Origin of the sequence: Streptomyces sp. Ag109_O5-10 (genome assembly GCF_900105755.1) — a bacterium.
In the GTDB taxonomy this organism is placed as follows: Bacteria; Actinomycetota; Actinomycetes; order Streptomycetales; family Streptomycetaceae; genus Streptomyces.
In genome coordinates this window covers 5,141,702-5,164,048 of the sequence record NZ_FNTQ01000001.1, presented here as the reverse complement: position 1 = coordinate 5,164,048, position 22,347 = coordinate 5,141,702, and the positions used below count along the sequence as shown (strand labels likewise).

18 protein-coding genes are annotated in these 22,347 nt (G+C 73.0%); 9 read left to right on the top strand and 9 right to left on the bottom strand.

Features of this window, described 5'->3' with window-relative positions; all coding sequences use genetic code 11:
- Positions 1–101 precede the first annotated feature (101 nt).
- Together BLW82_RS23680 and BLW82_RS23675 are read left to right on the top strand one after the other, a co-directional pair.
- On the top strand, positions 102–356 hold the full coding sequence (locus BLW82_RS23680; RefSeq protein WP_093501522.1) for a DUF2530 domain-containing protein: 255 nt from the start codon (positions 102–104) through the stop codon (positions 354–356).
- 371 nt (positions 357–727) lie between these two features.
- The gene (locus BLW82_RS23675) at positions 728–3,130 is read left to right on the top strand and encodes a cation-translocating P-type ATPase (protein ID WP_093501520.1); all 2,403 of its coding nucleotides are present in this window, start codon (positions 728–730) and stop codon (positions 3,128–3,130) included.
- A gap of 76 nt (positions 3,131–3,206) precedes the next feature.
- On the opposite strand, the gene BLW82_RS23670 is transcribed toward BLW82_RS23675, so the two are convergent.
- The 3 genes from BLW82_RS23670 to BLW82_RS23660 all read right to left on the bottom strand — a co-directional run bounded on the left by BLW82_RS23670 (position 3,207) and on the right by BLW82_RS23660 (position 8,540).
- Positions 3,207–3,989 carry a hypothetical protein gene (locus BLW82_RS23670; protein ID WP_093501518.1) on the bottom strand — a complete coding sequence of 261 codons (783 nt, stop codon included), beginning with the start codon at positions 3,987–3,989 and terminating at the stop codon, positions 3,207–3,209.
- 202 nt (positions 3,990–4,191) lie between these two features.
- Entirely contained in the window at positions 4,192–7,308 is a 3,117-nt protein-coding gene (locus BLW82_RS23665; protein ID WP_093501516.1) for a sacsin N-terminal ATP-binding-like domain-containing protein, read from the bottom strand.
- Positions 7,309–7,613: 305 nt separating this feature from the next.
- Positions 7,614–8,540, bottom strand: coding sequence for a DUF3027 domain-containing protein (locus tag BLW82_RS23660; protein WP_093501514.1), 927 nt, complete (start codon positions 8,538–8,540; stop codon positions 7,614–7,616).
- 426 nt (positions 8,541–8,966) lie between these two features.
- Between BLW82_RS23660 and BLW82_RS23655 the strand changes: the two genes are divergently transcribed.
- The 4 genes from BLW82_RS23655 (at position 8,967) to BLW82_RS23640 (ending at position 12,406) form a co-directional block, all read left to right on the top strand.
- The gene (locus tag BLW82_RS23655; RefSeq protein WP_093501512.1) at positions 8,967–10,310 is read left to right on the top strand and encodes an MFS transporter; all 1,344 of its coding nucleotides are present in this window, start codon (positions 8,967–8,969) and stop codon (positions 10,308–10,310) included.
- A gap of 62 nt (positions 10,311–10,372) precedes the next feature.
- The gene (locus BLW82_RS23650) at positions 10,373–10,846 is read left to right on the top strand and encodes a DUF2771 domain-containing protein (protein ID WP_093501510.1); all 474 of its coding nucleotides are present in this window, start codon (positions 10,373–10,375) and stop codon (positions 10,844–10,846) included.
- Between the two features lie 11 nt (positions 10,847–10,857).
- Positions 10,858–11,568 (top strand): futalosine hydrolase, encoded by a 711-nt coding sequence (locus tag BLW82_RS23645; RefSeq protein ID WP_093501508.1) that lies wholly within the window; start codon positions 10,858–10,860, stop codon positions 11,566–11,568.
- Positions 11,558–12,406: a 1,4-dihydroxy-6-naphtoate synthase gene (locus BLW82_RS23640; RefSeq protein WP_093501506.1), complete on the top strand. Its 849-nt coding sequence runs from the start codon at positions 11,558–11,560 to the stop codon at positions 12,404–12,406. Before BLW82_RS23645 ends, BLW82_RS23640 begins: the two co-directional genes overlap by 11 nt.
- 67 nt (positions 12,407–12,473) lie before the next feature.
- Here the strand turns inward: BLW82_RS23640 and BLW82_RS46065 are convergent, their stop codons facing one another.
- Positions 12,474–12,857 (bottom strand): cold-shock protein, encoded by a 384-nt coding sequence (locus tag BLW82_RS46065; RefSeq protein WP_093501504.1) that lies wholly within the window; start codon positions 12,855–12,857, stop codon positions 12,474–12,476.
- Between the two features lie 188 nt (positions 12,858–13,045).
- Between BLW82_RS46065 and BLW82_RS23630 the strand changes: the two genes are divergently transcribed.
- On the top strand, positions 13,046–13,300 hold the full coding sequence (locus BLW82_RS23630) for a hypothetical protein (protein ID WP_093501502.1): 255 nt from the start codon (positions 13,046–13,048) through the stop codon (positions 13,298–13,300).
- Here the strand turns inward: BLW82_RS23630 and BLW82_RS23625 are convergent.
- Entirely contained in the window at positions 13,273–13,932 is a 660-nt protein-coding gene (locus BLW82_RS23625) for an HAD family hydrolase (protein ID WP_093501500.1), read from the bottom strand. The two genes, BLW82_RS23630 and BLW82_RS23625, sit on opposite strands and share 28 nt — an antisense overlap.
- 217 nt (positions 13,933–14,149) lie before the next feature.
- Positions 14,150–15,076 (bottom strand): hypothetical protein, encoded by a 927-nt coding sequence (locus BLW82_RS23620; protein ID WP_093501499.1) that lies wholly within the window; start codon positions 15,074–15,076, stop codon positions 14,150–14,152.
- 482 nt (positions 15,077–15,558) lie between these two features.
- Here BLW82_RS23620 and BLW82_RS23615 point away from each other — a divergent pair, with 482 nt between their 5' ends.
- The gene (locus tag BLW82_RS23615) at positions 15,559–18,102 is read left to right on the top strand and encodes a helicase-associated domain-containing protein (RefSeq protein WP_093501497.1); all 2,544 of its coding nucleotides are present in this window, start codon (positions 15,559–15,561) and stop codon (positions 18,100–18,102) included.
- Positions 18,103–18,238: 136 nt separating this feature from the next.
- On the opposite strand, the gene BLW82_RS23610 is transcribed toward BLW82_RS23615, so the two are convergent.
- Positions 18,239–18,784, bottom strand: a complete 546-nt coding sequence (locus BLW82_RS23610) for a hypothetical protein (RefSeq protein WP_256215928.1) — start codon at positions 18,782–18,784, stop codon at positions 18,239–18,241.
- Between the two features lie 196 nt (positions 18,785–18,980).
- On the opposite strand from BLW82_RS23610, the gene BLW82_RS23605 reads away from it, so the two are divergent.
- Positions 18,981–20,624, top strand: coding sequence for a DNA repair helicase XPB (locus tag BLW82_RS23605; RefSeq protein ID WP_093508216.1), 1,644 nt, complete (start codon positions 18,981–18,983; stop codon positions 20,622–20,624).
- Here the strand turns inward: BLW82_RS23605 and BLW82_RS23600 are convergent.
- Both BLW82_RS23600 and BLW82_RS23595 read right to left on the bottom strand, forming a co-directional pair.
- Positions 20,582–21,829 (bottom strand): glycosyltransferase 87 family protein, encoded by a 1,248-nt coding sequence (locus BLW82_RS23600; protein ID WP_371131385.1) that lies wholly within the window; start codon positions 21,827–21,829, stop codon positions 20,582–20,584. The genes BLW82_RS23605 and BLW82_RS23600 overlap by 43 nt on opposite strands.
- Positions 21,830–21,847: 18 nt before the next feature.
- Positions 21,848–22,033: a hypothetical protein gene (locus tag BLW82_RS23595; protein ID WP_093501495.1), complete on the bottom strand. Its 186-nt coding sequence runs from the start codon at positions 22,031–22,033 to the stop codon at positions 21,848–21,850.
- Between the last annotated feature and the right edge of the window lie 314 nt (positions 22,034–22,347).

The following is a 22,347-nucleotide window of genomic DNA, read 5'->3' as shown; positions in this document are numbered from 1 at the left end:
ACGATCGAAAGTGGTCAAACATAAACGGTTTCAGTATGAACATATGATGCCCAGATCGCTATCTCCGCGCGTAGACCTTGCGAGTGCGTAAGCTGAGCGCCATGGCGAAGTGGACCCCCCAGCACGAGGCACCCGAGCCCCTTGAGGGCCCTGTCGTCCCGACGATCATCGGCGGCACGATCATCTGGTTCGTCCTCTTCCTCGCCCAGCTCCCCTTCTACGGCTGGTACTCCGACCACGGCCACACCTGGTGGATCTGGACCTGTCTGGCCGGCGGCGGCCTCGGCCTGATCGGCGTGTACTACGTGAGGCGACGGGACGCGGCGATCAAGGCGCACCGGGCGCCGGCCGAGTAGGGAATCACCGCGAGGCAGGCAGGACGGACGGGCCGGCCGCTCCGCCGGAGGTGCCGCGGTCCGCCGACGCTGACCGCTGACCGCCGACCGCCGACCGCCGACCGCCGACCGCTGACCGCTGACCGCCGACCGCCGACCGCTGACCGCTGACCGCTGACCGCCGACTGTGCCACCGTCGTGGCTGGTCGCGCAGTTCCCCGCGCCCCTTACGGGGCGCCGCCGGGGACTCGCCAGGCGGGTCCGGGCGGGTCCGGGTGGGTGGGCGAGAAGGACCGGTGTCTACAACCTGCGCACGAGTTCGATCCTCCCCTGGTCGGATCTTCCGGGCACTCGGCAGGTGAACGCGCAAATCCGCACGTACCGTCGAATGCATGCAGCACATCGACGCGGGCGCCGAGCTCGACCCCGTGCATCCCGTACCGCTGCCGGTGCCGCCGGGCAGGGCGGCCGGCCTGACCACCGCCGAGGTCGCGGAGCGGGTCGCGCGGGGCCAGGTGAACGACGTACCGGTCCGCAGCAGCCGCTCGTTCGGCGAGATCGTGCGCGCGAACGTCTTCACCCGGTTCAACGCGATCATCGGTGTGCTGTGGCTGGTCATGCTGGTCGTGGCGCCGATCCAGGACAGCCTGTTCGGCTTCGTGATCCTCGCCAACACGGGCATCGGCATCGTGCAGGAGTGGCGGGCGAAGAAGACCCTGGACTCGCTCGCGGTGATCGGCGAGTCCCGGCCGACCGTGCGCCGGGACGGAGCCGCCGTCGAAGTGGGCACGAGCGAGATCGTGCTCGGCGATCTGATAGAGGTCGGTCCCGGCGACAAGATCGTCGTGGACGGGGCCTGCGTGGAGGCCGACGGCCTGGAGATCGACGAGTCGCTGCTCACCGGCGAGGCCGACCCGGTCGTCAAACGCCCCGGCGACCGGGTGATGTCGGGCTCCTTCGTGGTGGCCGGCGGGGGCGCGTTCTCCGCGACGAAGGTCGGCCGGGAGGCGTACGCCGCCCAGCTCGCCGAGGAGGCCTCCAGGTTCACGCTCGTCCACTCCGAGCTGCGCACCGGTATCTCGACCATCCTCAAGTACGTGACCTGGATGATGGTCCCGGCCGCGATCGGCCTGGTCGCCACCCAGCTGGTCGTGAAGAACAACGGTCTCAAGGACGCCGTCGCCCGCACGGTCGGCGGCATCGTCCCCATGGTCCCCGAGGGCCTGGTGCTGCTCACCTCCGTCGCCTTCGCGATCGGCGTGATCCGGCTGGGCCGCCAGCAGTGCCTGGTCCAGGAACTTCCCGCGATCGAGGGCCTCGCCCGCATCGACACCGTCTGCCTCGACAAGACCGGCACCCTCACCGAGGGCGGCATGGACGTCACCGAGCTGCGGGCGCTGGACGGGGTCGACGAGACGTACGTACGCAAGGTCCTGGGCTCGCTCGGCGAGTCCGACCCTCGTCCCAACTCCTCCCTCCAGGCGATCGTCGACGCCTACCCCGACAGCGATGACTGGCGGTGCGTGGAGTCGCTGCCCTTCTCCTCGGCCCGCAAGTACAGCGGGGCGACCTTCAGCGAGGGCGACGGGGAGCTGAGCACCTGGCTGCTGGGGGCGCCGGACGTACTCCTCGGGGCCGACGACCCGGCCCTGGCCGAAACCGTGCGTCTCAACGAGCAGGGGCTGCGGGTGCTGCTGCTCGCCCGCGCCGACCGCGACCTCGACGACCCGAAGGTGTCGCAGGGGGCCCGCGCCACCGCGCTCGTGGTCCTGGAGCAGCGGCTCCGCCCGGACGCCGCCGACACCCTCCGCTACTTCGCCGACCAGGACATCCGCGCCAAGGTCATCTCCGGTGACAACGCGGTGTCGGTGGGAGCGGTCGCGGCCAAGCTCGGCCTCAGCGGTACGACGGTGGACGCGCGCCGGCTGCCGGCCGAGCGGGACGGGATGGCCGAGGCGCTCGACGCGGGCACCGTCTTCGGGCGGGTCACCCCGCAGCAGAAACGGGACATGGTGGGGGCGTTGCAGTCGCGCGGGCACACGGTCGCGATGACCGGCGACGGCGTGAACGACGTACTCGCCCTCAAGGACGCCGACATCGGGGTCTCGATGGGTTCGGGCTCCGAGGCGACCCGGGCGGTCGCGCAGATCGTGCTGCTCAACAACAGCTTCGCCACGCTGCCCTCGGTGGTGGCCGAGGGGCGGCGGGTGATCGGCAACATCACCCGGGTCGCCACCCTGTTCCTGGTCAAGACGGTGTACTCGGTGCTGCTCGCGGTGCTGGTGGTCTGCTGGCAGGTGGAGTACCCGTTCCTGCCGAGGCACCTGACCCTGCTCTCCACCCTGACCATCGGCATCCCGGCCTTCTTCCTCGCCCTGGCCCCGAACAGGGAACGGGCGCAGCCGCACTTCGTGCGCCGGGTGATGCGTTACTCGATCCCGGGGGGTGTGGTGGCCGGCGTCGCGACCTTCGTGACGTATCTGATCGCCCGCCACTACTACACGGGGCCGGGGTCCCTGGACGCCGAGACCAGTGCCGCGACCCTGACCCTGTTCCTGATCTCGATGTGGGTACTGGCGATCATCGCCCGCCCGTACACGTGGTGGCGGATCGCCCTGGTGGCCGCGATGGGCGTGGCCTTCGTGTTCGTGCTCGCCGTGCCCGCGCTGCAGAGCTTCTTCGCGTTGAAGCTGGTGGGGGTGGCGATGCCGTGGACTGCCGTCGGCGTGGCCGTGGTGGGGTCGGCTGTGCTGGAGCTGCTCTGGAAGTGGGTGGGGCGGAGGTTCCCGGTGTGATGCGGTCGGAGGGGACTGCGCGGGCCCGGTGGGGGCTGGTCGCGCAGTTCCCCGCGCCCCTGAAGGGGCGCTGCAACTACTGCACGTCGACGTAGTCGCCCGCGGCGCTGACCGCCGGGGTCGTGGTGGTGCCGGCGAAGGAGTAGCGGTAGTAGCCGTCGACCGTCGCGGTGGTCGTGGTCTTCAGGGCGCCCGTGGAGGACGTCTTGATGGTCTTCAGGGTGGTGTAGGTGCTGGAGCCCTTCTTGCGGAACTGCAGCTTCACCGACTGGCTGCCGTAGCCGGCGTACTTGCCGGTTTCCCAGTTGGCGCGGGTCAGGGAGCCGGTGACCGTGACGGTCTTGCCCTTCTTGACCGGCTCGGGGGCGGCGTTGACCGTCAGCTTGGACTGGCGCTGGACCAGGACCTTGCCCATGGCGTCCTGGAAGGTCGGGTTGCCGTCCTTGTCGAAGGCGATGCCGCCCTTCTGCCACGTGCCGGCGATGCTGTTGACCAGGTCGGCGCGGCTCACGTTGAGGGTGACCTTGCAGCTCTGGACGGTGGACGAGGTGTTCGTGCAGGTCGGGTCCGTGTCGGGGGCGACGCCGTACTCGGAGGTCTTGATCGAGGTGCCGTGGTAGATGACCGGGACGGCGTAGAAGTCGCTGGTGCTCAGGCTCGCGGCGTGGGTCACCTTGTAGGTGACCGGGACCTTCACGGTGCCCGTGGCGGGCACGACGATCGCCTTGCCGGAGTTGACCGTCATGTTGGAGAAGGTGATGTCCAGCGTGGTGCTGCCGGCGGCGTGCGCGGCCGGGGCGACGAACGCGGAGAGGGCCAGGGCGCCGGAGACGGCCGCCACAGTGGCACGAATGCGCATGAATTCCCCAGTGGGAACAGTGGGCGCGAGGCCCAAGGATCTAGGGAGTCTGTTGACTCGGGTGATCAGATCCACGAGGGGCGAACAAGGTTGTACGAGCGAGACGCAATCCGGTCAGATTTTTTTCTTTTGCGACCGGATTACGTCTCCTTGGGATTACTCGTGGTGCTGCTATTCGAAAATTGTGTTCGGCTCGTGAAGATCAGTCGAACCAGCGGTCCCGCGCCAGCTCCTCCGTCCGGGACGGGTCCTCCAGGAGGGCCGCCACCTCGAAGCGGCGCGGCCACTGACCTGCCGCCCAGGCCAGACCGGCCGCCACGCCCTCCAGGGTCGCGGCGTGCAGGACGCCGTCGCCGGTGAGGCGCCAGTCGATCTCGACGCCGTCGACGACCAGTTCCTCGTGCTCGACGTACGTCCGCGGGGTGCGCGGGCCGAGCAGGACGTGCACCGGCTCGGGGACGTCGTGCTCCGTGCCCTCCGAGTCGACCGACCCCGTCACCGACTCGCTCAGCCTCCGCACCTGGAACAGCTCGGCCAGCTCGGCGGCCCGGGACGGGCGGACGGGCAGCAGCGGGACACCGGCCGTGAACGGCAGGAGGTCGGGCGAGTCCACGACCACCGCGTCCGCCGCGTCCACGACCTCCACCCGGCCGTCGGTCACCGCCCGCAGCTCGTCGGGGAGCGTCACCTGCTCCGGGTCCAGGTCGGCCAGCGCGCCGTACAGCGCGTGCAGTTGGGCGCCGGAGACGGAGCGGTCCGGGTCGGCGAGCCGGTCGAGGAGTTCGGCGGCGCCGCCCGGCTCGTCCAGGAGGGCGGCCACCGAGGTCCGTACGCCCAGTGCCCGCAGCACCTGCTCGTCCTCGAAGCCGGTCGCGTCGGCCTCCTCGTAGAGGCCGCGCAGCAGCGGGTCGCCGCCGGCCGAGAGCAGCCCGGCCGGGCGGCGGCCGTCGAGGACCGGGTGCCCGCGCAGCCACCACGCGGTGTACGGCCGTACGACCTCGTGCGTGCCGTCGGGCAGCAGGATGCGGACCGGCTGGGTGAGGGCGTCGCGCAGCGGCGGCTGGGCCAGCAGGGCGAGGGCCTCGGGCCAGTGGTCCTCGTCGACGAGGTCGAGGTCGCGGACGGCGATCAGCTCGGTGGCGACCGGCGGGACGGAGGCGTCCGGGTAGCGGTCGAGGATGTCCTCGCACCAGACGTCGACGGCGTCGAGCAGGCCCGCGTCGTCGGGTTCCGCGAAGTCGCCCTCACGGGGCTCCAGTTCGTCGGGGTCCAGGACGACGTCGGTGGCGCGGACGAGCGCGAAGTTCGCGAGCACCCCGCAGGCGGCCAGCGGCCCCTCGCCCCACTTCTCGGCCAACTCGGCGTCCACCGAGGCCAGTTCGCCCTCCCTGATCACCCGGGCGAACGGGCTGCCGGGGAAGACCAGTTCACCGGCCGGGGCCGGCTCGCCGTCCTCGTCGGGGAGTGCGAGCGCGCCCAGCCAGGGCTCGTCACCGGGGTCGAGACCGGCGTCCCGGACCAGCGCGAGCACCGTGTCCGCCAGCTCCTCGGCGTCCGGGGCGTCCTCCTCCCAGAGCGCGCCCCCCTCGTCGTCCAGTGAGGCCGCGACCGCGGCCCGCACCTGCGGGGTGGTGAGGACCGCGCGGGGGCTCGCGGGCAGGGCGCCCAGTTTCTCCAGGAGCGGGTGGGCGGCGTCCCGGTGGGCGACCTTGAGGCCGAGCCGGGCCAGCACCTCGGGGTCGACGGCGGCCGCGTCCGGGGTGGGGAGCAGGACCTGCCGGGGACCGATGGTGGTCCTGCCGTCCGCCAAGGGCACCGGCAGCCCGGACAGCCGGTCCGGGTCGACGCCCGCGAGGCTGTCGTAGAGCCGCCACCACCAGTCCGGGTCCTTCTCCAGTCCGGCCAGGCGGTCGACGGCGTCGGCGAGCGGCAGCCGGGCGACTGAGAGGGTGCGCAGCTCGACGCGGCGTTCGAGACCGGCGGGCAGGAGCGTGGGCAGCACCTCGGCGAGCACCCGGACGGTCTCCGCTCCGGCCCCCTCCACGATCTCGGCGTCACGCGGCCGCAGCGCCTCCGGGAGGTCGGCGTCGTCGCTCGCCACGGCGGGCGGCAGGAACGCGGTGCGCGGCAGCCGCTCCAGGATCGCCTGGCGCAGCGCGCCGTCCAGCTCGCCCTTGCCGAGCGGGCCGGGCACCAGGTGGATGATCCCCTCCCCCACCGGCCGCCAGTCGGCGAGGAGTTCGGCGTACGCGTCGGCCGCGCGCTGCACCAGGAAGTCGGTGAGCGGGCCGGGCGCGGCGTGCCGGCGGGTGGTGTCGAGGGGGAAGGAGGCGATGAGCAGGGCGGGCACGCCGAGCTGTTCGTCGCTGGGGGTCGGGGCGTGTACGACGGGGGCGGTGCGCGGCCGGTCGGGGGCGCCCTGGCCGTCCGTGGGCACGGCCCAGGTCAGCGACCAGTGCGGGCGCAGCCGCTCCTCGACCGACCGGTCGGCGAGCAGGTCGGGGGTGAGCGGGCCGTGCGCGGAGACGGTACGCCAGCGGGTGGTGCCCTCCCGCGAGTCCGATACGACGGTGAGCGCGCCGTCGGTGCTGCGGCGCAGGGTGCGGGTGGTGTCGGCGTTCTCGATCACGACCTCCTCGAGCCCGGGGAGGGCGAGGAGCAGGGCGTCGTCCACGGCGTCGAGGAGGCGCTCGGCGAGGTCGGCGGCGGCGGTGTCCCGCAGCGGCAGGATCACGACCGTGTCGTACGGATCGGGGGCGGTGCCCTCGGCGGCGAACGGCAGCCGGAGCAGCGGCACATGACCGTCCCGCCGGCGGATCTCGTCCCCCAGCCCCGGACTGTGCCGGGCGGTCTCCTCGGCCAGTTCCCGCCCCTCGGCGAGCGACCAGCGGACCCCGCCGTGCCGGCCCACGACCGCGGGTTCGTCGGTCACGGCCAGCACGGCGGCGAACCCGACGCCGAACCGCCCCACCGCGCCCTCGGCGTCCCCCCGCTTCGCGGAGGCGCGCAGGGTGGAGAGGGACTCGACGCCGGCCGCGTCCAGCGGAGCACCGGTGTTGGCGGCGAACAGGACGCCGTCGCGGAGGGTGAGCCGGAGCCGGCCGGGCACCCCGGCCCGCGCGGCCGCGTCGGCCGCGTTCTGCGCGAGCTCCACGACGAGCCGGTCCCGGTACCCGCCGAGGACCAGGTCCTCCTCGGCGTTGGCGTCCTCCCGGAACCGGGCGGGGCTGGTGGCCCAGGCGTCGAGGACACCTCGCCGCAGACGAGCGGTCCCGAACGGGTCGGCACCCTCGGCTGCGGGCCGCACGAACTTGCTCACGTTGTCTCTCCTCGTCGACGTGAGCACGAAGGTACCGCTTCACCGGGGAAGCGTCGGCTGGAGGCCGCCGACCTTGACCGGGAGCTTCTGGCGCGTGGCGACCGGGACGTCGGGCCTCTCCGGGTCCACCGGCTCCACGGGGCACCGCAGCTGGTACAGGTCGCCCCGTGGGGGGGAGGTACCGGGGCCGGCCGGGCGACGAACCCGGCCGGATCCCTGGTGGTCGGAACCTGGACCCCGCCGTCGCCCGGCCGGGTCCCCTCACACGGACGGGGGTCGCCCGGGCCGGGCGCGTCGGCTCGTGGCTACGAGTGGCCCAGTTCCGCCGACGTCTCGTCCTCCGTTGCCGGTACCGAACCGGAGTCGGGGGCGGGGCGGAGGGGGAAGGGGTCGACTCTGGTCTCATCGACGACCGGTGGGGCCGGCTGGGGGGTCTTCGGCATGACCGCGGCCTCGGAGTGGCCGCCGCAGCCGTAGGAGAGGGAGACGACACGGCCGTCGGCCGGGGAGAACTCGTTGGCGCAGACGCCGAAGGCCTGGCCGAGGGAGCCGCCGATGGGGCTGAGGAAGCCGCAGCTCACGCAGGTCGCGGGGGCGGCCTGGGCCATGGGGGTCTTGGCGCCGAACGCCTCCTCCCAACGGTCGGCCGCGATGTGCAGGCCGTAGCGGGACAGGACCCGGGCGCGGCGCATGCCGAGTTCCTCGGCGACCGCGGCGATCGTGCCGCGGGAGGGGACCGTCGGCAGGTGCGCGGGCGTGCCCGCGGTGACCTCGGCGTCCTCCGCCTCCACCAGCTCCTCCATCTCCTCGGAGATCGGGGAGTTCGGCTCCGGCTCGTCCTCGCCGGTGTAGCCGGGCTCCAGCCGGAGGTCCTCGGCCTCGGTGGGCAGCAGGTCGCCGGGGCCCATGTCACCGGGGCGCAGCCGGTCGCTCCACGGCACCCACTCGGGGGCGAGGAGGGCGTCGGGGCCGGGGAGGAGGACCACCTCGTCCAGGGTGACGAGCTTGGCGCGGGAGGCGCGGGCCACCGTCACCGCCCAGCGCCAGCCGCGGTACCCCAGCTCCTTGCACTCGAAGAAGTGCGTGACCACGCGATCGCCCTCGGCCACCGCTCCGGTGTGCTCGCCGACCACCCCGGGTGCGGCGGCCTCCTCCGCGGCTCCACGGGCGAGGTCGACGGCCTCGGCGCACAGACGGTCGGGGGTGCGGCTTCGCGTTGTCGCTGCGCTCACAGGTATCGCTTCTCTCCTACGCCGTCTCACGAGTGCGGTTGCCTCCGGCGGTGGGGCGGACGGAGCGGACCTGTGGGCCGCATCGACGTCCGCGTCCGATCGCGCTCGGGCGCACCTATGCCATCCATTCTGCTTTATGGCTGAGATACGCACGCTACCCCGTCGCCGGTGGTGGGGGACAGTCCGGCGTGCGAGCGGGGAGGGGGAGAGCCGACGGGGTGGGTTCCGGGGTCGTGGGGAGTGTGCGGGTGGGTGGGGGTTGCTCGCGCTGTTCCCCGCGCCCCTGACCGGGCGCCGCGCCCGGCCCCTTCCGACTCGCTTGGCCACAAAGTGCACTAGGAACAGCACTCTCAGGGCACTATGAAGCACGTGGCAACCGCGAGGTCACCCCAACGCGCTGTCGGGGTCGGTAGCGGTGCGGGCCGGATGCGCGGTGCCGTCCGCTCGGTCGGGCGTGCCCTGCACCTTCCGGTGACCGGTACCGCCCGCTCCATCCGCAAGGCCACCCACGCGCACGGCGCCGGCGAGTCCGGGCTCGGAAAACTGATCGAACTGCATGCGGTCAACGGCGCCGGCGATGTCATGATCACCGTCGCTCTCGCCTCCACCGTGTTCTTCTCGGTGCCCACCGACGAGGCCCGCGGCCGCGTCGCGCTCTACCTCGCCATCACCATGGCGCCCTTCACCGTCCTCGCCCCGGTCATCGGCCCCCTGCTCGACCGGCTGCCGCACGGGCGGCGCGCCGCGATGGCCGGTGCGATGCTCGCCCGGGCGCTGCTCGCGCTGATCATCGCGGGCGCGGTGGCCGGCGGCGGCCTGGAGCTGTATCCGGCCGCACTCGGGGTGCTGGTCGCGTCGAAGGCGTACGGCGTGGTGCGCAGTGCCGTGGTGCCCAGACTCCTGCCGCCCCGGTTCTCGCTGGTGAAGGCCAACTCACGGGTCACCCTGGCCGGATTGCTCGCCACCGGGGTGGCGGCCCCGGTCGGGGCCGGGCTGCACGCGATCGGCGACCCGTGGCCGCTCTACGGGGCCTTCGTGATCTTCGTGGCGGGAACTTTTCTCTCCTTCTCGCTGCCACCCAAGGTCGACTCGGCCAAGGGCGAGGACGTGGCGCTGCTCGCCGCCGACGAGGAGCATCTGCACGGCCCGCTCCGCAAGGAGACGCGGCGGCCGGGGCTGCGGACGGTCGGCCCCGCCGTCACCCACGCCCTGGGCGCCAACGCGGCCCTGCGCTGCCTCTCCGGCTTCCTGATCTTCTTCCTGGCGTTCCTGCTCCGCGAGCACCCGCTGACCGGCGAGAGCGCCGCGGTGTCGCTCGGGATCGTGGGGGTCTCGGCGGGGGCGGGCAACGCGCTCGGTACAGCGGTGGGGTCGTGGCTGCGCTCCCGGGCGCCGGAGATCATCATCGTGGCGGCGGTGGCCCTGGTGCTGGGCACGGCGATCGTCGCGGCGCTGTTCTTCGGCGCTCTTCTGGTGGCGGTGCTGGCGGCGACGGCCGGTTTCGGGCAGGCGCTGGCCAAGCTCTCCCTGGACGCGCTGATCCAGCGGGACGTGCCGGAACTGGTGCGCACGTCCGCGTTCGCCCGCTCGGAGACGCTGCTCCAGGTGGCCTGGGTGTTCGGCGGCGCGGTGGGCATCGTGATGCCGCTGAACGGCACCCTGGGGCTGGTGGTGGCGGCCGCGATCGTGGCGGTCGGCTGGCTGGCCACCCTGCGCGGCCTGATCGGCTCCGCCCGGCACGGCACCCACCCCCGCCCGCGAGTGGCGTAACGAACCGGGCACGCCGTACCCCACATGGGGAGACGGCCCGGACCGCCCGATAGCCTTCGGCCATGACCACGCTGCACTCCCGCTCGCGACGCCGCCGCGTCGTCGCCGCCGCCGGCGCCGTTTCCGCCGGACTGCTCGTCCTGTCTGCCTGTGACAAGCCGACGCCGATCGCCACGATCACGGTCGGTACGTCCTCGGTCAACTCCGAGGCCAGCTGCTACAACGACGGCAAGGCCCTGGACACGGCCTCCCTCACGAAGTGCCTGAAGGACACCGGGATCAAATCCATCAAGGTGGACCCGGACGACACGGTCCGGTTCGGCGTCGACCCGAAGATCGCGGACAACGGCTGGACGATCCTGCTGAACGGTCAGGCGCTCACCGACTCCAGCACCAAGACCTACCGCACCATCCCGGGCAGCGTGTTCTTCAACGCCCAGTACGGCGCCTCCGGCAGCTCGACCCTGGTCTCCATCAAGGAGGGCGACAAGTCGGTGCTGGGTCTGTGGTCCTTCAAGCTCAAGAAGGACGCCTGACCACGTCCGCCGTGCGCATCCTCGTGGCCACCGCGGTCCCGGCCGAACGGGACGCGGTGGCAAGGGCGTTCCCGGACGGTACGGCGGAGGAGGTACGGCTGCCTGCCGCGACGCTGCTGCGCACGGCCGACGGGTACGACCTGCTCGCCGCCGGCGTGGGTTCTGCCCTCGCCGCCGCCGGCACCGCGACCGCCCTCACCGCGGCCGCGCTCGACGACCGCCCCTACGCGCTGGTCGTCTCCGCCGGGATCGCCGGCGGTTTCCAGCCGGAGGCCCCCGTCGGCTCCCTGGTCGTCGCGGACGAGATCACCGCGGCCGATCTGGGCGCCGAGACGGCCGACGGATTCCTCCCGGTCACCGAACTGGGTTTCGGGACCGTCAGCCACCATCCGCCAAATTCACTCGTACGAGTGACAGCCAGGGCGACCGGAGCCCGCCCGGGAGCGGTACTCACCGTCTCCACGATGACCGGAACCGGCGCCCGCGCGGCCGCACTGCGGACCCGGCACCCGGGCGCCCTCGCCGAGGCCATGGAGGGCTTCGGCGTCGCCGAGGCGGCCGCCGCGCACGGCGTGCCCGTGCTGGAGCTGCGCGCGGTCTCCAACCCCGTCGGCCCCCGCGACCGCGCCGCCTGGCGCATCGACGACGCCCTGGCCGCCCTGACCGAGGCCTTCGGGAAGCTCGTGCCCGCCCTGGAGAGTTGGAACCAGCATGACCAGTGAGCCCCTGCAGATCGCGTACTCGCCCTGCCCGAACGACACCTTCGTCTTCGACGCCCTCGCCCACGGCCGGATCCCGGGCGCGCCCGCGCTCGACGTGACCTTCGCGGACATCGACATCACCAACGGCATGGCCGAGCGCGGCGAGTCGGACGCGCTGAAGGTGTCGTACGCCGTACTGCCGTACGTCCTCGACACGTACACCCTGCTGCCCTGCGGGGGCGCGCTGGGGCGGGGCTGCGGGCCGCTGGTGCTGACCCGGGAGGCCGGGGCGGACCTCACCGGCCGCACGGTCGCCGTGCCGAGCGAGAAGTCGACGGCGTACCTGCTGTTCCGGCTCTGGGCCGCGGACACGCTCCCCGGCGGTGTCGGCGAGATCGTGGTCATGCCCTTCCACGAGATCATGCCGGCCGTGCGGGACGGAAAGGTCGACGCGGGGCTCGTGATCCACGAGGCACGCTTCACCTACCAGAACTACGGCCTGCACAAGCTCGCGGACATGGGCGAGCACTGGGAGAACACGACGGGCCTGCCGATCCCGCTGGGCGCGATCATCGCCAAGCGCTCGCTGGGTGCCGAGGCGCTCACCCGCCTCGCCGACTCGATCCGTACGTCCGTTCACGCGGCCTGGGACGACCCCGAGGCCTCCCGGCCCTATGTCATGGCACACGCCCAGGAGATGGACCCGGCCGTCGCCGACCAGCACATCGGGCTCTACGTCAACGAGTTCACCTCGGAACTCGGCGAGGACGGTTACGCGGCGGTGCGCGGACTGCTCACCCGCGCGGCGGCCGAGGGACTCGTCCCGCCCCTCGGCCCGCACGCACTCGATTTCCCCTGAAAAAAAGCACGGGACTTACCCGCTTCCGAGAGGCATATGCCGCTTGCGCGGCCACCCGGCTTCCCGGCTACACGTCAAGCTGGTCCGCGACCGCGCGCAGCAGCCCGGCGATCTTCGCGCCGGCGGCCTTGTCCGGGTAACGGCCGCGCTCCAGCATCGGCGTGATGTTTTCGAGCAGGGTCGTCAGGTCCTGCACGATCGAGGCCAGCTCGTCCGGCTTCTTCCGCTGGGCGGCGGCGACCGACGGGGTGGGGTCGAGCAGGACCACGGACAACGCCTGGTCACCGCGCTGACCGGCGACGACACCGAACTCCACGCGCTGGCCCGGCTTGAGAGCATCGACGCCGTCGGGGAGAACCGAGGAATGGACGAAGACGTCACCGCCGTCGTCGCGGGAGAGAAAGCCGAAGCCCTTCTCACTGTTGAACCACTTGACCTTGCCGGTAGGCACGTCTGTCCTCGTCCTCGTATCTCGTCGGAAACTGCTCGGAAAACTTCTGAATGCAACAGCTCTGGAACGGGCCTTGATAGCACTCGGGCGGGTCGACCACGACCCGCCGGTACCAAGGCTAATGGTCTTCGGGCGCGTGACAAGACGTCGCCCGGTTGTTCCTTCGGGCAGGGAACTACCCTGGTCGAGTGCGTGACAAAACCCAAGCGAATTCCGCCGGGCCCGGTGACCGACTGGTCCGTGCCGGAGCCGTGGTCTTCTTCATCGGTACGGTGGCCACACTCGTCACCGTGATACCGCTGTTCCTCGGTGCGAAGCCTTTTCCGACGTACATGTACCTGCTGAGCATGCTCATGGGCGTCGGCTTCCTGGTCGCGGCCGCCGGAGTGCTCCAGTCGGTCGCGGCCGGCCGCCGTCAGGCGCGGGAGGCGTCCTCCCGGTAACCGTCCTCGCGGTAGCCGTCCTCGCGGTAGCGGGCCAGCCACGCGGGCAGCTCGGTGAGGTCGGCGAGCACCACGTCGGCGCCGGCCGCGCGCAGCTCCTCGGCGTCACAGGGCCCGGTGGCCACCGCCACCGACAGGGCTCCCGCCTTGCGTGCCCCGCGTACGTCTCCGACGTGGTCGCCGACGTACGCGCCCGCGGCGTGCTCGCGCAGCGCCACCGCCTTCTGCTCGGCCCACAGGCCGCCGACGACCGCGTCGGGGACTATGCCGAGGTGGCTGAGGTGCAGCTTCGCGTTGGGCTCGTACTTCGCGGTGACCACCACGCTCTTGCCGCCGGCCTCCCGCACCGCCGCGATCGCCTCCCGCGCACCCGGCATGGCGGGCGTCGCCACGATGGCGGTCTCCGGATACATCGCCCGGTACAGGTCACCCACCTCCGCGATGCGCTCGGCCGGGAACCAGTGCACCAGCTCCTCCGCGAGCGGCGGCCCCAGCCGGGTCACCGCCAGATCGGCATCGATGAACGTCCCGGTCCGCTCGGCGAGCGCCACGTAGGTGGCGTGGATGCCGGGCCGGGAGTCGATGAGCGTCATGTCGAGATCGAAGCCGACGGTGAGGGGGCGAGGAGTCATACGGGTCATTGTGCAGGGCGGGGGCTGGGGCCGGATGTGGGGACGCTCACCGGCGCCGGCCGGGTGCCGCCCACGCCCACCCGGGGCCCCAGCGGCACGAATGCCCGCGGCCGGGACTTCAAGCACACGGCTGGAAAGCGCCCCGTGAGGGGCGCGAGGAACTGCGCGACCAGCCCCCACCGGCCCGCAGCCGCCCGGCAACAGGCCGCCCCACCTCCTACCGCGACCTCTGCGACCGCCACACCACGTAAGCGGCCGAGGCCAGCGCAGCGCCCCGTACCACCCACGGCCATGTCTCCCCCACCGCACCGCTCATCTGCCCCTGGGCGATCGGTGCGCCCCAGCGGCCTGCGCTGCGGCCCCAGAGCCAGACCAGACCGGCCGCCACGGACAGCCCGGGGACCCACATCACCGCCAGCTTCGTCTCCGCGGGGGTGAGCCGGCGGGAGCCGTAGGCGATGGCCCAGCCGAGGAGGAGGGCGAACCAGTTGCCGAGGACCGCGCCCACCACGAGCGCGGCGGCGGCGAGCAGGAGGAGGGGGTTGCTCCAGCCGACCGCGGGCCGGAACCGGCGCCGCGCGGACGGCGGCGCGGCCTCCGCCACCACCGGGGCCGCCTCCGGCTCGGCCGGCTCCTCCGCCGGCTCCGGCTTCCGCAGCCGCGGCCCGCTGAGCAGCTCCGGGATCTCCACCCCGCCGACGAACCCCGGCACCCCCTCCGCGTCCCCGTCCCCGAACGGGCTGCTGTCCACCCGCCACCAGTCCGGCGGCGCCGTCGTGCCGCCGCCGTCCGGCTTCGCGGGCCGCGGGCGCGGTACGACGCGCCGCAGGTCCTCGGCCGGTACCGAAGGCCCCGCGTCCCGCTGGACGGGGACCGTGCCCGGCGGCGGTTGCGGTGCGCCGGCCGCCGTCGTACCCGTACCGCCCGCCGCCTCGACGACCTCGTCGGGCGTGCCCAGCCGGTCCAGGATGCGCCGTACCGCGGCCGGGCTGTCGACGGTCGCCTTGGCCCGCTGCCGGTCGATGTCGTTGCGCAGGCCGGAGACCAGCCGCATCCGCTCGGCCGACGACAACTGGCGCTGGTGCGCGATGTCCCCGACGCGGCTCAGATACTCGTAGACGACCTGATCGCTCTCGATACCCACGAAGTCCCCTCCGGGGCCGCTGCGTTGCCCTTGACGACTTGGATTACCCCGTCGGGACGACGGTAGCGCAGGCCACCGCTCATGTCGGCCGGCACACCCGCGGGTAGCGGGTCTCCGAGCAGGGGCGGTTGCCGTACTCGCGCGGGATGTCCTTGCCACCCTGGTCGGTGAGGCGGCGCAGGAAGGCGGCGGCGATGGAGCCTGACGGCCGGTTCGCCGTAGGCGTGGGCGTACTCGGTGTTCGCCCGGCCGCATCCCCCGAATCGCCGTGTCCCACCGCGTTGTTGACAACGCGCGGCGGTCAGGGGCCCCGGGTGAGGGCCGGGTGCCGAGTGTCGCCGGCGGTGCCGCGGTCCTCCCGCCGGAATTCATTCGCCGGACATCTGCGCAGCGTCCTGTCGTCCGGGTGGCTGCCCTTTACACGGAAACGGCCGTGGACAGGTGATCCCGGTGCCCGCCCCGCACCCGCTACCGTGGGTCGGATGAGCAACCCGGCCACCCCGCCGCGTTCCCTCGCGGAGGCGCTCCGGGCCAGGGACGACGCCTCCCTGGCCGTACTGCTGCGTGCCCGCCCCGACCTCATCACCCCCGTCCCCACCGACCTGACCCAGCTGGCCACCCGGGCCGGCACCCGTGCCTCGGTGCTGCGCGCCCTGGAACGCCTTGACCGCTTCACCCTGCAGACCGCGGAGGCGCTGGCGGTGGCCGGCGACCCGGCGTCGTACCAGGAGCTGCTGGGCCTGATGGCCGGGGACGGCGGGGACAGCAGGGACCCGGCCGTCGCGGGCGAGCTGCCGCGGGCCGTCGCCGCGCTCCGCGACCAGGCGCTGGTGTGGGGCGGCGACGACCGGCTGCGGCTGGTGCGGACCGCCCGCGAGGTGCTCGCCCCGTCCCCGCAGCACCCCTCGCCGACCGGTCTCGGCCCGACCGTGCGGGAGGCCACCTCGGGGATGTCGCCGGGCCGGATCCAGGAGATCGTGGCCGCCGCCGGGCTGCCCTCCACGCACGACTCGGTCTCCGCGGTGGACGCGCTCACCAAGCTGTTCGGCCACCGCAAGAAGATGGCGAAGCTGCTCGCCGCCGCGCCCGCCGAGTCCCGCGAGGTCCTGTCCCGGCTGGTCTGGGGGCCGCCGTACGGGCAGATCACCCCCGAACCTGCCGCCCATCTGCGCTGGCTCCTCGACCGCGGTCTGCTGCTGCCGACCGCGCCCGGCACCGTGGTCCTGCCCCGCGAGGTCGCCCTGCACCTGCGCGAGGGCCGCGCCCACCGCGAACCGGAGCCCGTGCCGCCCGCCGTCGAACCGGCCGCCGCCCACCGTCCACAGGTTGTGGACGCGACCGCCGCCGGACAGGCGTACACCTCGCTCGCGACCGTCGAGGAGCTGCTGAAGGACTGGGACGAGGGCGGCCCGGCCGTGCTGCGGTCGGGCGGCCTGAGTGTCCGGGACCTCAAGCGGACCGCCGTCGCCCTCGACGTGCCCGAGCCGATCGCCGCGTTCTGGGTCGAGCTGGCCTACGCGGCCGGGCTGCTCGCCTCCGACGGCGAGGCCGACGAGCGCTACGCGGTCACCCCCGCCTACGACGAGTGGCTGGACCGGCCGCCCGCCGAACGCTGGGCCCAGCTGGCCGAGGCCTGGCTCACCGCCACCCGCGCCTCGGGCCTGGTCGGCGGCCGGGACGCCAAGGACCGCGCCCTGTCCGCGCTCGGCCCCGGCCTCGACCGCTCGGCGGCGCCCGAGGTACGGCACCGGGTGCTGTCCCTCCTCGCCGCGCTCCCGGAGGGCGCCGCCCCGGCCGCCGACTCGGTGCTGGCCCGGCTGCGCTGGGAACGCCCGCTGCGCGGCCCCCGGCAGCACGGCGACGACCTGCGCACCCGGCTGGCCCGCTGGACGCTGTCCGAGGCCGAGCTGCTGGGCGTGACCGGGCGCGGGGCACTGTCGGCCCACGGCCGCGCGCTCCTCGGCGCACCGGCCGCGGAGAAGGCCCCCGAGCAGGCCGCGGAGCCGTCCGGCCCCGGCGACAAGCTCCCGGTGCGCCATCACCACCTCTCCGCCGCCCTCGAACCCCTCTCCCCGCCCGAGCAGGCCGTCGCCACCGCCACCGCCGTCCGACTGCTCGCCCCGCTGCTCCCCGAACCCCTCGACCACGTCCTGCTCCAGGCCGACCTGACCGCGGTCGCCCCGGGTCCGCTGCGCCGCCCGCTCGCCGACGCGCTGGGCGTCCTCGCCGACGTCGAGTCGAAGGGCGGCGCCACCGTGTACCGCTTCACGCCCGCCTCCGTCCGCCGCGCCCTGGACGCCGGCCAGACCGCCGCCGACCTGCACGCCTTCCTCACCACGCACTCCCGCACACCGGTCCCGCAGCCGCTCGCCTACCTGATCGACGACGTGGCACGCAGGCACGGACACCTGCGGGTGGGCGCGGCCTCGGCGTACGTCCGCTGCGACGACGACACCGTCCTCAACGAGATCATGGCCGACAAGCGGGCCTCGGGCCTGCGCCTGCGCCGCCTGGCCCCGACGGTCCTCGCCACCCAGGCCGACCCGGCCGCCCTCCTGGAAGGCCTGCGGGCGATGGGCTACGCGCCCGCCGCCGAGTCCGCTGAGGGCGACGTCCTGATCACCCGCGCCCACGCCCACCGCACCCCGCCGCGCACGGCGCCCGAGCCGGTCCCGGACGGCCCGCCGCCACCGGACCCCACCCTCCTCGCGGCGGCGATCCGCGCGATCCGCGCGGGCGACCTCGCCGCCACCACCCCGCGCAAGCCCGCGGGGGCGGCCGTCAAGGGCGGCGAACTCCCGCGCACCACCGCCGCCGAGACCCTCGCCACCATGCAGGCCGCCGTCCTCACCGGCGACACCCTCTGGATCGGCTACGTCAACGCCGAGGGCACGGCCAGCCAGCGGGTCATCGCCCCCATCCGCGTGGAGGGCGGCTTCGTCACGGCGTACGACCACACGGCCGACGAGGTGCGCACCTACCCCTTGCACCGGGTGACGGGCGTGGCGGAACTCGCGGAGGACTGAGGCTCCCCGGTGGACAGGCCGCGAGGGGCCGTCGTCCGGCTGCGGCGCCGTGGTGACTGGTCGCGCGGTTCCTCCCCCAGCCTTCGGCCGGGGCCCCAGCGCCCCTTTCGGGGCACTTGACCGTTCGGCGGCCCGGCTAACAGTCCCGCACCGGTGCCCCGGCCGGCAGGCCGAAGTGGGTGCGGGCCGCGGCCCGCAGGCCGGTGGACGACATCCCCCGGTCGAGGCGGGACGCCGCGTAGCGGCTGAAGTGGTGTTCCGCCCACTCGGCGCTGTCGTCCTCCGGCGCCTGCTCCTCGGAGACGACGCGATAGCCCCCGTCGGCCGCGTCCCGCTCCAGCCGCACGACCTCCGGTATCTCCGCACCGCTGCACAGCACCAGGGCACCCGCGCGCTCCCCGTACTCCTCGCACAGGGTGTTGACGCCGGCCCGCACCCGGCCCCCGCTCGCCTCCAGGTCCAGCGCCTCCGCCCGGCAGAACCACCGCGACCTGAGAGCGGGCTCGTCGGTCTCCGCGTACCCGGTCCCGGTCGCCTGCGTCACCAGCCGCGCCTCGATCGCGGGACGTACCTCGGCCCACAGGCCGGCGTCGACCGCGCTCGACCCGCGTGCCCACACCCCGGCCGCCACCAGCACCACCGCGGCCCCCGCGCCGGTACCCCAGATGCGTACGGACGTCACCCCAGCCTCCCCACCGAGCCACGCCCGTCCGTGGCTCCCTCGGACATGACACCCGAAACGGACCCAAGGTTGCGCCGGACGATCAGGCACCTCCCGAAGCCGGTCACGAGCGGTGCACGTTCCGCCGAACGGCGAAGGTGATCGCTCGCCCATGAGGCACACTGGAACTTTGGTCCATGACGAAAGGGTGCAGCGCGTGAACGGTCCGTTGATCGTCCAGTCCGACAAGACCCTGCTCCTGGAGGTCGACCACGAGCGGGCCGACGACTGCCGCCGGGCGATCGCGCCCTTCGCCGAGCTGGAGCGGGCGCCGGAGCACATCCACACCTACCGGGTGACCCCGCTGGGCCTGTGGAACGCGCGGGCGGCCGGGCACGACGCCGAGCAGGTCGTGGACGCACTGGTCGAGTACAGCCGCTATCCGGTGCCGCACGCGCTGCTGGTCGACATCGCCGAGACGATGGACCGGTACGGACGGCTGACGCTCAGCAAGCACCCGGCGCACGGGCTGGTGCTCACCACCACCGACCGGCCGGTCCTGGAGGAGATCCTGCGCTCCAAGCGGATCACCCCGCTGGTCGGGGCCCGGATCGATCCCGACACCGTCGCCGTGCACCCCTCCGAGCGCGGGCAGATCAAGCAGACCCTGCTCAAGCTGGGCTGGCCCGCGGAGGACCTCGCCGGCTACGTGGACGGGGAGGCGCACCCGATCGAGCTCGCCGAGGACGGCTGGGCGCTGCGGCCCTACCAGAAGCAGGCCGTGGAGAACTTCTGGCACGGCGGGAGCGGTGTCGTCGTCCTCCCCTGCGGGGCCGGGAAGACCCTGGTCGGGGCCGGGTCCATGGCGCAGGCGAAGTCGACCACGCTGATCCTGGTGACGAACACCGTCTCCGCCCGGCAGTGGAAGCACGAGCTGGTGAAGCGGACGAGCCTCACCGAGGACGAGATCGGCGAGTACAGCGGGACCCGGAAGGAGATCCGGCCGGTCACCATCGCCACCTACCAGGTCCTCACCACCAGGCGGAAGGGCGTCTACCCGCACCTTGAGCTCTTCGACTCCCGGGACTGGGGTCTGATCGTCTACGACGAGGTCCATCTGCTGCCGGCTCCTGTCTTCAAGTTCACCGCCGATCTGCAGGCGCGCCGGCGGCTGGGGCTGACGGCCACCCTCGTGCGCGAGGACGGCCGGGAATCGGACGTGTTCTCCCTCATCGGGCCCAAGCGGTTCGACGCTCCGTGGAAGGAGATCGAGGCGCAGGGCTACATCGCACCCGCCGACTGCGTGGAGGTGCGGGTGAACCTGACGGACGCGGAGCGGCTGGCGTACGCCACCGCCGAGACCGAGGAGAAGTACCGCTTCTGTGCGACCACCGCGACCAAGCGGAAGGTCACGGAGGCGATCGTGAAGCGCTTCGCCGGGCAGCAGATCCTCGTCATCGGCCAGTACATCGACCAGCTCGACGAGCTGGGCGAGCACCTGAACGCCCCGGTCATCAAGGGCGAGACCTCCAACGCCCAGCGCGAGAAGCTCTTCGACGCCTTCCGCGAGGGCGAGATCAGCGTGCTGGTCGTCTCGAAGGTCGCCAACTTCTCCATCGACCTGCCGGAGGCGACGGTCGCGGTCCAGGTGTCGGGCACCTTCGGGTCGAGGCAGGAGGAGGCCCAGCGGCTGGGACGCGTGCTGCGCCCCAAGGCCGACGGCCACCAGGCCCACTTCTACTCCGTCGTCGCCCGCGACACGATCGACCAGGACTTCGCCGCCCACCGGCAGCGGTTCCTGGCGGAGCAGGGGTACGCCTACCGGATCATGGACGCGGACGAACTGCTGGCGGAGAGCTGAGAGCCGTCCGGCAGGGCGCCGCCGGGGCGCCTGTCCGGCAGCCTGCGGCTCCGCCGCCGTAGAGCGAGCCCGGCGCCGGCCAGCAGCGCCAGCCCCAGGAGGGGGTAGGGCGCCGCGCATGCCTGCTGCCACCACGGCAGGTGCAGGTCCAGGTCGCCCTGGTGGGGCACCAGCCACATCGTGCGGGCCGTGAAGAGCAGGGCCGCCGTGGCCGCGAGGAGCGTGCGGCCCTCGGCCAGCAGGACCGCCAGCAGCGGGACGCACCACACCCAGTGGTGGGACCAGCTGATCGGGCAGACCAGCAGGGCGGTGCACGCGGTGAGCAGGATGCCCCAGCGGTCGCAGCCGTGGGCCCGGTGGGCCCGGGCTGCCAGGAAGAGGCCCGTCGCCGCCACCAGCGCCGCCGGAAGCATCCAGGCCAGGCCCGGTGCCGCCGTTCCCGTCGCCCTGGCGGCCAGGCCCTGGAGCGACTGGTTGTCGACGATCCAGGCCTTGCCGACCCGGCCGGTCTCGAACAGGCGTCGCGTCCAGAAGTCCACGGTGGCCGCGGGCAGGAGAAGGGCGCCGAGCAGGGCCGTACCCGCGAAGGACGCCGTCGCGGTGGCTGCCTCCTTTCTGCGTGCGGTGAGGAACAGGTAGGCGATGAAGAGCGCCGGGGTGAGTTTGACGCCCGCCGCGATGCCCAGCGCCAGGCCTTTGGCGCGGGCGCCGGGCGGGCGGGTGAGGTCCCAGAGGACCAGGCCGGTGATCGCCAGGTTGACCTGGCCGAAGAGCAGCGTCTGGAAGACCGGCTCCAGCCAGAGCGCGAACGCGGTCGCCGCGCACAGCGGCGGGAGGGGTGCGGGGCGGCCGGCCAGGCGGGCGGAGAGGGCGACGAGCCAGGCGAGCAGGAGCGCGTTGCCCGCGAGGAACAGGGCCTTCAGGGCCGGGACGGGGATCCAGGTCGCCGGGACGAACAGGACCGCCGCGAAGGGCGGATACGTCGCCGGCAGCCGCCACTCGGTGACCGTGAAGCCGTACAGGTCACCGCCGTGGACCACGGCTTCGCCCTCGGCCCGGTAGACCAGCAGGTCGGCCATCGGGGCGCGGAGCAGGATGCAGAGGGCGGCGATTGAGCAGAGGGAGACCGTCAGTAAGGAGAGGGACAGGAGGAGGGGGAGGGAGGCGGGCGGGGCAGAGGGTGACGTCACCGTCCGGTTCGGCACGGGGGCGACCCTATGCCGTTACTTGCGGCGTATGCCCGCTTCCTCGCCGTATTCACCGAGTATCGCGACGCTGAACGCCGCGCTGACGAAGACCTTGACGGCGCGCAGGGCGTCGCCCAGACGGTGGTGGGGTCGAGGGACTCCGTCGAGGGCCGTGGCGCCCGGGGGACGGCTGGGGGCTGGGTGGATGGTTGCTGCGCTCATGTCTCCATGGTGGAACTTCGGACGCCTATGCGGCATCGGTCCACGGGTCCAATTTCCCGCACCCTCCGGTCCACCCCCCGATGGACCCCGCCCCCGGCCTCGGCCCCACCCTCCGGGTGACGCTCCCCCTAGGGGACGCGGCCTCCCGGGCCATGTGGGACTCGGCTGAGGCAACCCCCCTTCACCCCGGAGGCCGCCCCTGCTCACCTCCGGGAAATCCATTGGCCTCCCCGCCCCCACCTGACTAGAATCTCCGCTCTTGCCCGCCTCCGTCCCCGGAGTGCCGCCGCCCGGACGGAAACCGGTCGGCTGAT